Origin of the sequence: Streptomyces ardesiacus, from assembly GCF_003112575.1 — a bacterium.
In the GTDB taxonomy this organism is placed as follows: Bacteria; Actinomycetota; Actinomycetes; order Streptomycetales; family Streptomycetaceae; genus Streptomyces; species Streptomyces ardesiacus.
In genome coordinates this window covers 177,742-191,294 of sequence record NZ_BEWC01000003.1, presented here as the reverse complement: position 1 = coordinate 191,294, position 13,553 = coordinate 177,742, and the positions used below count along the sequence as shown (strand labels likewise).

12 protein-coding genes are annotated in these 13,553 nt (G+C 72.2%); 4 read left to right on the top strand and 8 right to left on the bottom strand.

All coding sequences use genetic code 11. The features are described 5' to 3' along the window. Positions 1 to 51 precede the first annotated feature (51 nt). The gene (locus Sdi02f_RS13765; protein WP_030399243.1) at positions 52 to 1,287 is read right to left on the bottom strand and encodes a low temperature requirement protein A; all 1,236 of its coding nucleotides are present in this window, start codon (positions 1,285 to 1,287) and stop codon (positions 52 to 54) included. A gap of 93 nt (positions 1,288 to 1,380) precedes the next feature. Here Sdi02f_RS13765 and Sdi02f_RS13760 point away from each other — a divergent pair, with 93 nt between their 5' ends. After that, on the top strand, positions 1,381 to 1,557 hold the full coding sequence (locus Sdi02f_RS13760) for a hypothetical protein (RefSeq protein ID WP_037824264.1): 177 nt from the start codon (positions 1,381 to 1,383) through the stop codon (positions 1,555 to 1,557). A 4-nt stretch (positions 1,558 to 1,561) separates the two neighbouring features. On the opposite strand, the gene mscL is transcribed toward Sdi02f_RS13760, so the two are convergent. The 6 genes from mscL to Sdi02f_RS13730 all read right to left on the bottom strand — a co-directional run bounded on the left by mscL (position 1,562) and on the right by Sdi02f_RS13730 (position 7,368). Next, positions 1,562 to 2,032: a large conductance mechanosensitive channel protein MscL gene (mscL, locus tag Sdi02f_RS13755; protein ID WP_108933328.1), complete on the bottom strand. Its 471-nt coding sequence runs from the start codon at positions 2,030 to 2,032 to the stop codon at positions 1,562 to 1,564. Between the two features lie 111 nt (positions 2,033 to 2,143). Beyond that, the gene (locus tag Sdi02f_RS13750) at positions 2,144 to 2,629 is read right to left on the bottom strand and encodes a CpaB family protein (RefSeq protein WP_037800566.1); all 486 of its coding nucleotides are present in this window, start codon (positions 2,627 to 2,629) and stop codon (positions 2,144 to 2,146) included. Between the two features lie 313 nt (positions 2,630 to 2,942). Further along, entirely contained in the window at positions 2,943 to 3,815 is an 873-nt protein-coding gene (locus Sdi02f_RS13745; protein WP_051783154.1) for an S-methyl-5'-thioadenosine phosphorylase, read from the bottom strand. 88 nt (positions 3,816 to 3,903) lie between these two features. Next, positions 3,904 to 4,236 (bottom strand): FmdB family zinc ribbon protein, encoded by a 333-nt coding sequence (locus Sdi02f_RS13740; protein ID WP_030399239.1) that lies wholly within the window; start codon positions 4,234 to 4,236, stop codon positions 3,904 to 3,906. A 67-nt stretch (positions 4,237 to 4,303) separates the two neighbouring features. After that, positions 4,304 to 5,569 carry an MFS transporter gene (locus Sdi02f_RS13735; protein WP_030399238.1) on the bottom strand — a complete coding sequence of 422 codons (1,266 nt, stop codon included), beginning with the start codon at positions 5,567 to 5,569 and terminating at the stop codon, positions 4,304 to 4,306. 248 nt (positions 5,570 to 5,817) lie between these two features. Further along, complete coding sequence (locus tag Sdi02f_RS13730) at positions 5,818 to 7,368, bottom strand: potassium/proton antiporter (protein ID WP_030399237.1); 1,551 nt, start codon at positions 7,366 to 7,368, stop codon at positions 5,818 to 5,820. Positions 7,369 to 7,655: 287 nt separating this feature from the next. Between Sdi02f_RS13730 and Sdi02f_RS13725 the strand changes: the two genes are divergently transcribed. Further along, complete coding sequence (locus tag Sdi02f_RS13725) at positions 7,656 to 10,445, top strand: penicillin acylase family protein (protein ID WP_108933327.1); 2,790 nt, start codon at positions 7,656 to 7,658, stop codon at positions 10,443 to 10,445. Between the two features lie 69 nt (positions 10,446 to 10,514). Here Sdi02f_RS13725 and Sdi02f_RS13720 read toward each other — a convergent pair whose 3' ends face one another. Then, complete coding sequence (locus tag Sdi02f_RS13720; RefSeq protein WP_031087192.1) at positions 10,515 to 11,129, bottom strand: 5-formyltetrahydrofolate cyclo-ligase; 615 nt, start codon at positions 11,127 to 11,129, stop codon at positions 10,515 to 10,517. 93 nt (positions 11,130 to 11,222) lie between these two features. On the opposite strand from Sdi02f_RS13720, the gene galU reads away from it, so the two are divergent. After that, the gene (galU, locus tag Sdi02f_RS13715; protein ID WP_030399234.1) at positions 11,223 to 12,134 is read left to right on the top strand and encodes a UTP--glucose-1-phosphate uridylyltransferase GalU; all 912 of its coding nucleotides are present in this window, start codon (positions 11,223 to 11,225) and stop codon (positions 12,132 to 12,134) included. Further along, positions 12,131 to 13,480 carry a molybdotransferase-like divisome protein Glp gene (gene glp, locus Sdi02f_RS13710; RefSeq protein WP_030399233.1) on the top strand — a complete coding sequence of 450 codons (1,350 nt, stop codon included), beginning with the start codon at positions 12,131 to 12,133 and terminating at the stop codon, positions 13,478 to 13,480. The genes galU and glp overlap by 4 nt, the downstream gene beginning before the upstream one ends. Positions 13,481 to 13,553: the final 73 nt, after the last annotated feature.

The window sequence follows — 13,553 nt, the reverse complement described above, 5'->3', positions numbered from 1 at the left end:
GAACTGCTCCTCGGACGGCGGGAACTGCTCCTCAGGCGGCCCGAACTGCTCCTAGGCAGCCGGTGCCGCGGCCCTCCGCTCCCGTCCGGTCCGCCGCGCGGTCAGCGTCACCCCGGCCGCGACGGCCAGCGCCAGCACGATCCCCGCCACGAGCACCGCCTCCCCGCCGCCCAGGAAGGTGCAGGCGAGGACCAGCAGCGCGGCTGTCGGCAGGACGAGCTGCTCGGCGACGCCCACCTTGAAATGCCGCGCGTGCAGCGCCCACACCGTGAGCAGGAAGACGGCGGTCGGCAGGGTCACCGCGAAGGACGCCGCGAGCGCCGAGACGTGCGCCTTGCCCACGGCCTGCTCCACCGCCACCTCCAGCCCCGCCCCGATCGCCGCCGCCGAGGCGAACACCAGATAGTGGCCGTATCCCCACAGGAAGGACTGTCTGTTGGACCGCAGATGGCTGTGGACGGGAACCACGAAGTAGATCCACCAGGCCGCGAAGACGATGAGCAGCCCGCCGGCCGCGATCGGCAGGACCTCGCCCAGCGCGTCGTTCTCCTCGATGCCCGACTTCACCGCGACCGTGGCCGCGGCGATGGTCTCGCCGAGCACGATGATCGTGAGCAGCCCGTACCGCTCGGAGATGTGGTGCGGATGCCAGGACGAGGCGTGCCTGCGCTCGGCGAACGCCGGCACGCACAGCTCCAGCACCACCATCGCCAGGAACAGCCAGCCCCGGCCGCCCTCCGGCAGGAACAGCAGCCCCAGCCAGCCGACCTGGCAGAGCAGCACGCCACCGGCGTATCTCAGCGCCATCGCCCGCTCCGCCCCGCCGGCCGCACGCGCCGCCCGCAGCCACTGCGCGGACATGGCCACCCGCATGATCGCGTAGCCGATGATCACGGCCGCCCAGTCGTGGTCCTGGAACGCCCGGGAGACTCCCGCCGCCAGGACCAGCACCCCGGCGATCTGCACCAGGGTGACGACCCGGTAGAGCACGTCGTCGTTGTCGTAGGCCGAGGCGAACCAGGCGAAGTTCATCCAGGCCCACCAGATGGCGAAGAAGACCATCGCGTAGTTGAGGACGCCCTGTCCGGCGTGCCCCCCGGCGACGGAGTGCACCAACTGGACGCCGGCCTGGGCGATGGCGACGACGAAGCACAGGTCGAAGAAGAGCTCCAGCGGCGTGGCGACGCGATGCGGCTCGTGCCGGGGACGGGCCTTCAGCCGCCGCACCGGAGGGTGGCCGTCGGGCGGCGGGGCGGAGGGCGCGCTCGCGGAGGAGGGACTGGACATCATGGCTCCCAGCACAGCAGAGACGGCGTGGACGTGCTTGCGGGCCCGCCCGGGACCGGACCGGGGTCACGGCGCGGGCCGTACCCTGGAGCCATGAGTACCACCCCCGAGCCCGAGCCCCGCGCGCCCCGGCCCGCGCTGGTCTTCGACGACCCGCTGGACCAGCAGACCTCGGACGACACCGACCGCGGCTGGGGCGAGCGGCCCGAGGCCGACAGCGCGGCCGACCTGAAGCGCTTCCTCGACGAGAAGCCGCCCCACCACATCTGAAGCGCTACGAGCGGTCCTGCCCCGAGCCGCGCTGGGAGATCAGCTCGTCGCGGATCTCCTTGAGCACCTCCAGCTCGGAGACCTCGATGACCTCCTCGGCGCTCTCCTTGGCCTTGCGGCGGGCCTCCTGCCGGGCCAGGTACTTCGACATGGGCAGCACCATCAGGAAGTAGACGACGGCCGCCGTGATCAGGAACGTGAGGGTGGCACCCAGCACCGAGCCCCACTGGATGCGCACGCCCGTCGCGCTGTCTCCCGTGCCGGTGCAGGGGCCCTTCAGGCAGGAGCTGTAACCGTCCAGGCTCTGGGTGCCGAACGCCCCGACCAGTGGATTGATGACTCCCTCCACCACCGAGTTGACGATCTTGGTGAAGGCGGCACCGATGACGACCGCCACCGCCAGGTCGATGACGTTGCCGCGCATCAGGAAGGCCTTGAAGCCCTGCCAGACACTCGGTCCGTTCTTCTCGCTCACGGGGGGAGCACTCCTCGCTCGAACAGGTGTAGAGACCAAACGCCTCGAAACCTACGACAGCGTTGGGCCGTCCTGTCCAATCCGGTCCCACGAACGAGTGACTTGACACCCTCAGCACAGGGTCACCGCCAGCCGTGCCGTGGTAGCGGCGCCGACCAGCCGGTGAGCGGTGGCGCGCGGCACGGAGACCACGACCAGCGCCCCGCCCGCCGCCGCGTCCTCCACGGGCTCGGGCACCTCCGTCACCCGCACCCCACGCGCGAGCACCAGGGCGTCGCCCGCACCGCCGTCCCCGGTCGCGACGACGTCGACACGGTCGCCCGGCCTGAGCAGCCGCACCGTGGCCGCGTCGGCGATCCGCACCGGCGCCGCCACGAGCCGGGTGCCGTGCCGCTCGCGCCCGGGCTCGCCCACCGGCTCCTCCGTCGGCCCGGCCACCGGATGCCCGCGTGCGCGCCGCGTCTCCTGCCCACCGCTCCCGGGGTGCGGCCCCGCCGCCACCAGCGCCGCGGCCGTGACGGCGAGCCCGACGGCGAGGGCGCGCCGCCGGTGCCGCACGAGCGCGTGCAGCCGGTGGCGCCCGCCGCGCACCCGCACCGGGGCGAAGTGCGGGACCTCGCAGGTGGGCGGCGCGTCGGCGCCGGCCGGAAGCGGGGAGGGAAGGGCGTCCGAGGGAGGAGGCGGGGCGAAGGAGGCGGCGGAGGAGTCGGTGAGGGAGCCGGGGGAGGGGACGACGGAAGGGGAGGGCGGCAGCGAGGGGGAGGGCAGGGCGGGACGGAACACGGTGATCACCACCTGTGACGAGGGACCGGCTTGCGCTCCCACGATGACGCTTTCCGCCGGACCCCGCCGAGGCCCGTGGACCACTGCCCGGCTGTGGACAACTCCCTCGCCGGAACGTGGTCCTCCGCTACGGCAGCGCGATCCCCGGATCCATTCCGCCCAGCGCCTCCCCGCACGGGCAGCTCCGGTCATCGGTCGTCGGCAGCGTGGCCACGGCGTCGAACAGCACGCCCCGCAGCCGGTCCACGTTGGCCGCGAACACCCGCAGCACGTCCTCGTGCGAGACGCCCTCGCCGCTCTCCGCACCGGCGTCCAGGTCGGTCACGAGGGTCAGGGAGGTGTAGCAGAGCTCCAGTTCACGGGCGAGTGCCGCCTCCGGGTGGCCGGTCATGCCCACCACCGACCAGCCCTGCGCCCGGTGCCACAGGGACTCCGCGCGGGTGCCGAAGCGCGGCCCCTCGACCACGACCAGGGTGCCGCCGTCCACCGCCTCCCAGTCCCGTCCCCGGGCCGCCTTCAGCGCGGCGGCGCGTCCGGTGGGGCAGTAGGGGTCGGCCAGCGACACGTGCACCACGTTGGGCACCGCGCCGTCGGGCGTCGGCAGCCCGTCGAAGTAGGTCGACGGGCGGGACTTCGTGCGGTCGACGAACTGGTCCGGCACCAGCAGCGTTCCGGGCCCGTACTCGGGGCGCAGGCCGCCGACCGCGCACGGGCCGAAGACCTGGCGGGCACCGACCGAGCGCAGCGCCCACAGGTTGGCGCGGTAGTTGATCCGATGCGGCGGCAGATGGTGGCCGCGACCGTGGCGGGGGAGGAAGGCGACCCGCCGGCCGGCGATCTCGCCGAGGAAGAGGGAGTCGCTGGGCGGCCCGTAGGGGGTGTCCACGCGGACCTCGGTCACGTCGTCGAGGAACGAGTAGAACCCGGAGCCCCCGATCACACCTATCTCGGCCCGCACACCCTCGGCCCGCCCGTCCTCGGCCTTCGCGTTGTCTGCCATGCCCGCACCCTAGCCGCCCCGCGCAACGCCGGGGACCCCGCCGTCGGACGACGACAGGGTCCCGTGAGAAGCGGTGCCCGCAGGGGCCCTACGCGGCGCTGGTGCTCGCGGAGGAGCTGCCCGAGCCCGACGACGAGCCGGAGCCCGAGGACGAGGAGCCCGAGGACGACGAGCCGGAGTCCGAGGAGGACGAAGAAGAGGACGCCTTCGAGGACGACGACGCGGGCGAGCTGCTCGACGAGCTGCCACGGCTGTCGTTGCGGTAGAAACCGGAGCCCTTGAAGACGATGCCGACCGCCGAGAACACCTTCTTCAGGCGACCCTGGCAGTTCGGGCACTCGGTGAGGGCGTCGTCGGTGAACTTCTGCACCGCCTCGAGGCCCTCGCCGCACTCGGTGCACTGGTACTGGTACGTCGGCACTGTCTTCCTCCTGGCACTCTCACTCGATGAGTGCTAACGACGGTCCATAGTGACGTATTCCGCGGGATCAGTCCACTGCGGCGGGCGCGCGGTGACCGACACCACGCGCCACCGTACGGCCCGGGGACCGGGTCGCCAGCCGCGAGCGCAGCGTCACCAGGACCGCCAGCGCGAGCACCGTGCCGCCCATCGGCACGAGGAACCCCGCGCCGTCCCGGAAGCGGTCCTCCAGTTGCCCGGCGACGGTCACGGCCGCCGCCTGGCCCAGCGCGACGGCGCCGGTCAGCCAGGTGAAGGCCTCGGTGCGGGCACCCGCCGGCACCAGCCCCTCGACCAGGGTGTAGCCGGTGACGATGGCGGGCGCGACGCACATGCCCACCAGCAGGCCGAGGCCGGCCAGCACGAGCACCGAGTGCGCGGCCCACAGACCGGACGCGGTCAGCGCGAGGGCGGTGTAGCCGACCAGGAGGCGCCGCTGCGGGGCCACCTTCCAGGCGATGGCGCCGCAGGCCAGGCCGGAGATCATGTTGCCCGCGGCGAAGACGCCGTACAGGACGCCGTTCAGGCCGGGCTCGCCGATCGACTCGGTGAAGGCGGCCAGCGACACCTGCATGCCGCCGAAGACGGAACCGATGCCCAGGAAGGCCACGATCAGGACCCGTACACCGGGGACGCGCAGCGCGGAAACGTGCTCCACGCGCGCGTGGCCGTCGTCGGCGCCGCCGACGACGGGCTGGGTGCTCTTCCGCGCGGCGAACAGCAAACCGCCCACCAGGGTGAGCGCGGCCTCCGTGAGCAGGCCCGCGGCGGGGTCGACGGAGGTGCACAGGGCGGTCGCCACCAGGGGGCCGAGAACGAAGGTCAGCTCGTCGGTGACGGACTCGAAGGCGGCCGCGGTGCTCATCAGGGGGGAGTCCTTGAGCTTCGCGGCCCAGCGGGCCCGCACCATCGGCCCGACCTGCGGCACCGAGGCGCCGGTGGGCACGGCCGCCAGGAAGAGCGCCCACAGGGGCGCGTCGGCGAGCGCGAGGAAGGTCAGGGTCAGCCCCGACGCCGCGTGCACCAGCACCCCGGGCAGCAGGACGGCGCGCTGCCCGTAGCGGTCGGCGAGCCGTCCGCCGTAGGGGGCGAACAGGGCCATGGAGACGCCGGTGACGGCCGCGGCGGCGCCGGCGACGCCGTAGGAGCCGGTGGTGTGCTGCACCAGCAGCACGATGGAGAGGGTCAGCATCGCGAACGGCTGGCGTGCCGCGAAGCCGGGGAGCAGGAACGTCCAGGCGCCGCTGGTGCGCAGCAGCTGCCCGTATCCCGGACGGGTGACCGTGGATGCCACGGCCCGTGCCTTTCTGCCGCCTGGTGGCGCGGTCCCGGCCCCGTGCGGGCGTCGTGCGGGAGCGCCGAGAGCTGTCCACTCGCGCGGACTGCGGTAGATGCCGGAGCCCGCGTGGATGAGGGGGCGATCCGACCGCCATACGGTCGCGCCAGCTCTGCTTCAGACAGAGGTGGTTCGATCAGGTGCGGCCTTCATCGTACAGGGGGCGGGAGGGGCGCGGCCTGTGAAAGGGCGCACCCCTCCCGTGCTCACCTGCGATTGCGGCGGGCCCCCTCGGCCTGACCGGTGCCCAGCCAGCCGGCCAGCTTGCCGCCGTGGCCGACCGCGCGCAGCCGCGCCTCGGCGGCGTCCCGGACCGGGTCGGTGGCGACCACCAGGAGTTCGTCCCCGCGGCGCAGTCCCGTGGTGGGCAGCGGCACGAAGGACGTCCCGTCGCGGACGACCAGTGTGACGGCCGCCCCCGTGGGCAGCCGCAGCTCGTTGACCTCGACGCCGTGCATCCGGGAGCCCTCGGGGATCGTCACCGACAGCAGGTGCCCGCGCAGCCGCTCCAGGGGCGCGGACTCGATGCCGAGGTCGGCCGCCTCGTCGCCCTTGCCGAGCCGCAGCTTGCGGGCCAGCCAGGGCAGCGTCGGACCCTGCACCAGGGTGTAGACGACGACCAGCACGAAGACGATGTTGAAGATGCGGTGGCTGCCCGCGACGCCCTGCACCATCGGGATCGTCGCCAGGATGATGGGCACCGCGCCCCGCAGCCCGGCCCACGACATCAGGGCCTGCTCCTGCCAGGGCACCCGGAAGGGCACCAGGCACAGCACGACGCTCAGCGGGCGCGCGACCATGGTGAGCACCAGGCCGATGACGAGCGCGGGCAGGATGTCGTCGCCCAGCTCGTGCGGGGTGACCAGCAGGCCGAGCAGGACGAACATGCCGATCTGGGCGAGCCAGCCGAGCCCGTCGGCGAACCCCCGGGTGGCGGGCCAGTGCGGCAGCCGCGCGTTGCCCATCACCATGGAGGCGAGGTAGACGGCCAGGAAGCCGCTGCCGTGGGCCATGGCGCCGGCCGCGTAGGCGGCGATGGCGATCGACATGACGGCGATGGGGTAGAGGCCGGAGGCGGGCAGCGCGACGTGCTTGAGTCCCCAGGCCCCGAGCCAGCCGACCGCGAGTCCGATGGCCGCGCCGATGGCCAGCTCCAGGGCGATCTCGCCGAGCAGCACGTACCAGTGCGCGATCGGTCCCGCCGTGGAGAAGGCGACCACGAGGATGACCACGGGGGCGTCGTTGAAGCCGGACTCGGCCTCCAGCGTGCCCGTTATCCGCTTGGGCAGCGGGATCCGGCGCAGCACGGAGAAGACGGCCGCGGCGTCGGTGGAGGAGACCACGGCCCCGATGATGAGTGCCTGCCGCCACTCCAGCCCCGTCAGGTAGTGCGCGCCCGTCGCGGTCACGCCGACGCTCACCGCGACTCCGGCGAGGGCCAGCGCGGAGGCGGCCGGGAGGGCCGGTTTCGCCTCCTTCCACTTCGTGCCGAGGCCGCCCTCGGCCAGGATCACGACGAGGGCCCCGTACCCGATGACCTGGACCAGTTCGGCGTTGTCGAACTTGATGTCGCCGATGCCGTCCTGGCCCATGGCGATGCCGATGGCCAGGTAGACGAGCAGGCTGGGGAGCCCGCTGCGCGAGGAGATCCGGACCGCCGCCACGGCGATGAGCAGGACGAGCGAGCAGACGAGCAGGAGCTGGTTGAGGTGGTGGACAGTCAGCGGCCGTTCCCTTCCCTGGCGCACAGCACGGATCACAGCGTGGGCGAACGCGCCCGCGTTGTGCGCCGGGCACACCCTCCATGACACACGAATCCGCTGTGCTGCACGGGCAACTACTTCGTTACCTTACCTAACTCTTGACGCTTTCTTGACGCCGAACCTGGCAAGATCGAACGCCCGTGCGTCCCTGTACCCGACTCCGCGTCAAGGCGGAGCCGGGCCTGCGCCTAGAGTTGCTCCAGCGCTCGGCGCTCAGCGCTCGGCCTCCGTACGAAGCACAGCCCGCCCCTGCCGCTCGTGTTAGGACAGCAAGGACAGCGATGCCCCCCACCACCACCGCCTCCCCGGGTCAGCAGTCCGGTACCGGCACGTCCGGCAGGAAGAAGGGGCGCAAGGGCCGCCTGCTCGTCCTCGTGCTGGTCCTGGCCCTCATCGGCGGTCTCGCCTATGGGGCGTACTGGTCGGTCAGCACCGTCCGCGCGTCCTTCCCGCAGACCAAGGGCTCGATCAAGCTGGACGGCCTGTCGGGCCCGGTCGACGTCCAGCGCGACGGGTACGGCATCCCGCAGGTCTACGCCTCCACCGACGAGGACCTGTTCATGGCGCAGGGCTACGTCCAGGCGCAGGACCGGTTCTACGAGATGGACGTCCGCCGGCACATGACCGCGGGGCGCCTGTCGGAGATGTTCGGCAAGAGCCAGATCGACAACGACGCCTTCCTGCGCACCCTGGGCTGGCACCGGGTGGCGAAGAAGGAGTACGACGAGAAGCTGTCGGACTCCGCCAAGAAGTACCTCCAGGCCTACTCCAAGGGCGTCAACGCCTACCTGAAGGGCAAGGACGGGGCGGACATCTCCCTGGAGTACGCCGCCCTCGGCTTCACCAACGACTACAAGCCCCAGGAGTGGACGCCCGTCGACTCGCTGGCCTGGCTCAAGGCGATGGCCTGGGACCTGCGCGGCAACATGCAGGACGAGGTCGACCGCGCCCTGATGACCAGCCGCCTGGGCCCCAAGCAGATCGCCGACCTCTACCCGGCCTACCCGTACGACCGCAACAAGGCGATCGTCCAGGAGGGCCAGTACGACGAGCTCACCCAGACCTTCGACGGCGGCGACGGCGGCGACGGCGGCACCTCGGGCGGCGGTGGCGACGGCACGGGCACCGGGACGGGCACGGGCACCGGGACGGGCTCCGGCTCGGGCGACGCCCTCCAGGGTCAACTGGGAGGCCTGCAGGAGGTCCTGGACGGCCTCCCCACGGCCGTCGGCGTGAACGGCAACGGCATCGGCTCCAACTCCTGGGTCGTCTCCGGCAAGCACACCATCACCGGCAAGCCGCTGCTGGCCAACGACCCGCACCTGTCGCCGTCCCTGCCGTCCGTCTGGTACCAGATGGGCCTGCACTGCCGCACCGTCTCCGCCAAGTGCCAGTACGACGTGGCCGGCTACACCTTCGCGGGCATGCCCGGCGTGGTCATCGGGCACAACCAGGAGATCGCCTGGGGCCTGACCAACTCCGGCGCCGACGTCACCGACCTCTACCTGGAGAAGATCACCGGCGACGGTTACCAGTACGACGGCAAGGTGGTCCCCTTCGAGACGCGCGAGGAGACCATCAAGGTCGCCGGCGGGGACTCCAAGAAGATCGTCGTCCGCGAGACCAACAACGGCCCCCTGCTCTCCGACCGCGACGACGAGCTGGTGAAGACCGGCAAGAAGGCCACCGTCGAGACCGCCGCCCCCGACCGCGGCGACGGTTACGGCGTGGCCCTGCGCTGGACCGCGCTGGAGGCCGGCACCACGATGGACGCCGTCTTCGCGATCGACCGGGCGCGGAACTGGTCGGACTTCCGCGAGGCCGCCACCCTCTTCGACGTCCCCTCGCAGAACCTGGTCTACGCCGACGACGAGCACATCGGCTACACGCTGCCCGGCCGGATCCCGGTGCGCGCCGAGGGCCACGACGGCTCGGTCCCGGCGCCGGGCTGGGACCCGAAGTACCGCTGGACCGGCGAGTACATCGACCAGGACGAGCTGCCCTACGAGTACGACCCGGAGCGCGGCTACATCGTGACCGCCAACCAGGCCGTCGTCGACGAGGACGACTACCCGTACACGCTCACCACGGACTGGGGCTACGGCGCCCGCAGCCAGCGCATCACCTCCCTGATCGAGCAGAAGATCAAGGACGGCGGGAAGATCTCCACCGACGACATGCGGCAGATGCAGCTCGACAACAGCAGCGAGATGGCCAAGCTCCTCGTGCCGCAGCTGCTGAAGATCGACGTCGAGGACAAGGACGTCCGCGAGGCCCAGAAGCTGCTGGAGGGCTGGGACTACACCCAGGACGCCGACTCCGCCGCCGCGGCCTACTTCAACGCCGTCTGGCGCAACATCCTCAAGCTCGCCTTCGGCAACAAGCTGCCCAAGGAGCTGCGCGTCGAGGGCCAGTGCCTGTGGGTCGACCCGGTCAACACCACGGGGCCCGCGGACAAGACCAACAAGGTCCGCGAGTGCGGCCAGCGCGATCCCGGCCAGGCGCAGCCGGACGGCGGCGACCGCTGGTTCGAGGTCGTGCGCGGCCTGATGGACAAGCCGAAGAGCGACTGGTGGACGACGCCCGCCAACGGCACCCGCAAGGGCGCCGACCACAACCGCGACGACCTGTTCAAGCGCGCCATGATCGACGCCCGCTGGGAACTGACCGCCAAGCTCGGCAAGGACCTCGACACCTGGAACTGGGGCCGGCTGCACCGCCTGTTCCTGAAGAACCAGACCCTGGGCACCGAGGGCCCCGGCTTCCTGAAGTACGCGCTCAACCGCGGCCCCTGGAAGCTCAGCGGCGGCGAGGCGGCGGTCAACGCCTCCGGCTGGAACGCGGCCGGCGGCTACGGGGTGATCTGGGTGCCGTCCATGCGGATGGTGGTCAACCTCGGCGACCTCGACAAGTCCCGCTGGATCAACCTCACCGGCGCCTCCGGACACGCCTACAGCGCCCACTACACCGACCAGACCGACAAGTGGGCCAACGGCGAACTGCTGCCGTGGGCCTTCTCGAAGAAGGCAGTCGACGAGAGCACGAGCGACACGCTGGTGCTCAAGCCGTAGCCCCGGCGCCCGTCGTACGGAAAACGGCCTCCACGCGTGCGTGGAGGCCGTTTTCCGTACACCCGGGTGTCAGCGGAACCTGCGCACTCCGGACGGCGTCACCACCGCGTCCACCGGCCGGTCGTGCGGCTCGGCGGGAACGCGCTCCACGACCTCCCGGTCGTAGAGCAGCACCAGGAGCGCGGGCCGCGCGCCCGCGGCCTCCAGACGGGCGAGCACCCGGTCGTACGACCCGCCGCCGCGCCCGAGACGCAGGCCGCGGCCGTCCACCGCCACCCCCGGCAGCAGCACGACGTCCGCCCGCGTCACCGCGTCCGGCCCCAGGCGCTCGCCGGCGGGCTCGGACAACTCCATCCGCCCGCCGTGCCGCACGCGCGCGAGGGAGTCCCTCCCGGTGTACTCGCCCCAGTCCAGATCGTTGTCCGGCAGCAGGGCGGGCAGCAGCACGCGCACACCCCGCGCGCGCAGCGCGTCCAGGAGCGCGAGGGTGCCCGGCTCGGCGCCCACGGAGACGTACGCCGCCACGGCGTGCGCCCCCGCGACCTCCGGCAGCCCGAGCGCCCGCCGGGCCAGCGCGTCGGCGGCTTCCCGCAGGTCATCCGGGGTCAACCTGTTCCTCGCCGCGAGGAAATCCCGCCGCAATGTCCGCTTGTCAGGTTCGTCCGCGGGTCCGATCCGGGGCATGGGAGACTCCTGTACCGCACTCATGCGCTCATATGAGCGTCTAGGTCCTCGCGTCACAGATTCTCCCTATAGGCACCGGATAGGGTGGCGCGCATGACTCAGTCCCACCCCAGGATCAGCAAGGCTGTCATCCCAGCAGCCGGTCTCGGTACCCGGTTCCTGCCGGCCACCAAGGCCACTCCCAAGGAGATGCTGCCGGTCGTCGACAAGCCGGCGATCCAGTACGTGGTCGAAGAGGCCGTGGCCGCGGGCCTCGGCGACGTCCTCATGGTCACGGGCCGCAACAAGCGCCCCCTGGAAGACCACTTCGACCGCAACTACGAACTGGAGTCCGCCCTCCAGAAGAAGGGCGACGCGGGCCGCCTCGCCAAGGTCCAGGAGTCCAGCGACCTCGCGATGATCCACTACGTCCGCCAGGGCGACCCCAAGGGCCTCGGCCACGCCGTGCTGTGCGCCGAGCCGCACGTCGGCCACGAGCCCTTCGCGGTCCTGCTCGGCGACGACCTGATCGACCCGCGCGACCCCCTGCTCCAGCGCATGATCGACGTCCAGGAGCAGTACGGCGGCAGCGTGATCGCCCTCATGGAGGTCGCGCCGGAGCAGATCCACCTCTACGGCTGCGCGGCCGTGGAGGCCACCGAGGACAGCGACGTCGTCAAGGTCGGCGGCCTGGTCGAGAAGCCGGACGCGGCCGACGCCCCGTCCAACTACGCCATCATCGGCCGCTACGTCCTCGACCCGAACATCTTCGGCATACTCCGCACCACGGAGCCCGGCCGCGGCGGCGAGATCCAGCTCACCGACGCCCTCCAGCAGTTGGCGGCGGACGAGAAGACCGGCGGCCCGGTGCACGGCGTCGTCTTCAAGGGCCGCCGCTATGACACCGGCGACCGCGGCGACTACCTGCGTGCCATTGTCCGACTCGCATGCGAACGTGAAGACCTGGGCCCGGACTTCCGGACCTGGCTCCGCAGTTACGTAGCCGAGGAGATGCAGGGACGTTGAGCAGCAGCGCGCACCGTGACACCGGTCACGACCTCGCCACCGCGGGCCCCGGCCCGGACCGGCTGTGGTCGGTCCAGGAGCACCTGGACGACGTCCTCGCCACCGTCCGTCCCCTGGACCCCATCGAGCTGAACCTGCTCGACGCCCAGGGCTGCGTCCTGGTCGACGACGTCACGGTGCCGCTGTCCCTGCCGCCGTTCGACAACAGCTCCATGGACGGGTACGCGGTGCGGGTCACCGACGTCGCGGGCGCCAGCGGGGAGTTCCCCGCCGTCCTGGAGGTCGTCGGGGACGTCGCCGCCGGACAGGCCGACCCGGTCGCCGTCGGCCCCGGCCAGGCCGCCCGCATCATGACCGGCGCCCCGCTGCCGCCCGGCGCCGAGGCGGTCGTCCCCGTGGAGTGGACCGACGGCGGGCTCGGCGCGGGCCCGGTGGCCGGCATGCGCGCCCGCAGCCTGGCGCCGGAGGGCGACCGGGGCCACGTCCACGTGTACCGGCCGGCCGAGGAACGCGCGCACGTGCGCGCCAAGGGCAGCGACGTCCGCTCCGGCGAGCGCGCCCTGGCGGCCGGCACCGTGCTCGGCCCGCCGCAGATCGGCCTGCTCGCCGCCATCGGCCGGGGCACCGTACGGGTGCGCCCGCGCCCGCGCGTGGTGGTGCTCTCCACCGGCAGCGAACTCGTCCAGCCCGACGAGCGGCTGGCGTCCGGTCAGATCTACGACTCCAACAGCTTCGCCCTCACCGCGGCCGCCCGCGACGCCGGGGCCATCGCCTACCGGGTGGGCGCCGTCACCGACGACGCCGACACCCTGCGCTCCACCATCGAGGACCAACTGGTGCGCGCCGACCTGATGGTCACCACCGGCGGCGTGAGCGTCGGGGCGTACGACGTGGTCAAGGAGGCGCTGGCGCACGTCGGCGACGAGGACGAGCCGGGCGGCGGCGTGGACTTCCGCAAGCTCGCCATGCAGCCCGGCAAGCCCCAGGGCTTCGGCTCGATCGGCCCGGACCACACCCCGCTGCTCGCGCTGCCCGGCAACCCGGTGTCGTCGTACGTCTCCTTCGAGCTGTTCGTGCGCCCCGCGATCCGCACCCTCATGGGCCTGCCCGACGTGCACCGTCCGACGGTGACCGCGTCGCTGGCCGCGAACCGGGCGCTGACCTCGCCGAAGGGGCGCCGGCAGTTCCTGCGGGGCAGTCACGCCGACGGATCGGTCACCCCGGTCGGCGGCTCCGGCTCCCACCTCGTGGCCGCCCTCGCGCAGGCGAACGCCCTGATCGTCGTCCCCGAGGACACCGAGTCCGTCGAGCCCGGCACCGAGGTCGAGGTGGTCCTGCTCGGCTGACCGGCCCCCGATGGCGGTACCGTGTCGCGCACAGCAGGCCCGCGCGCCGCACCGCGCCGGGCCAGGACCGGGA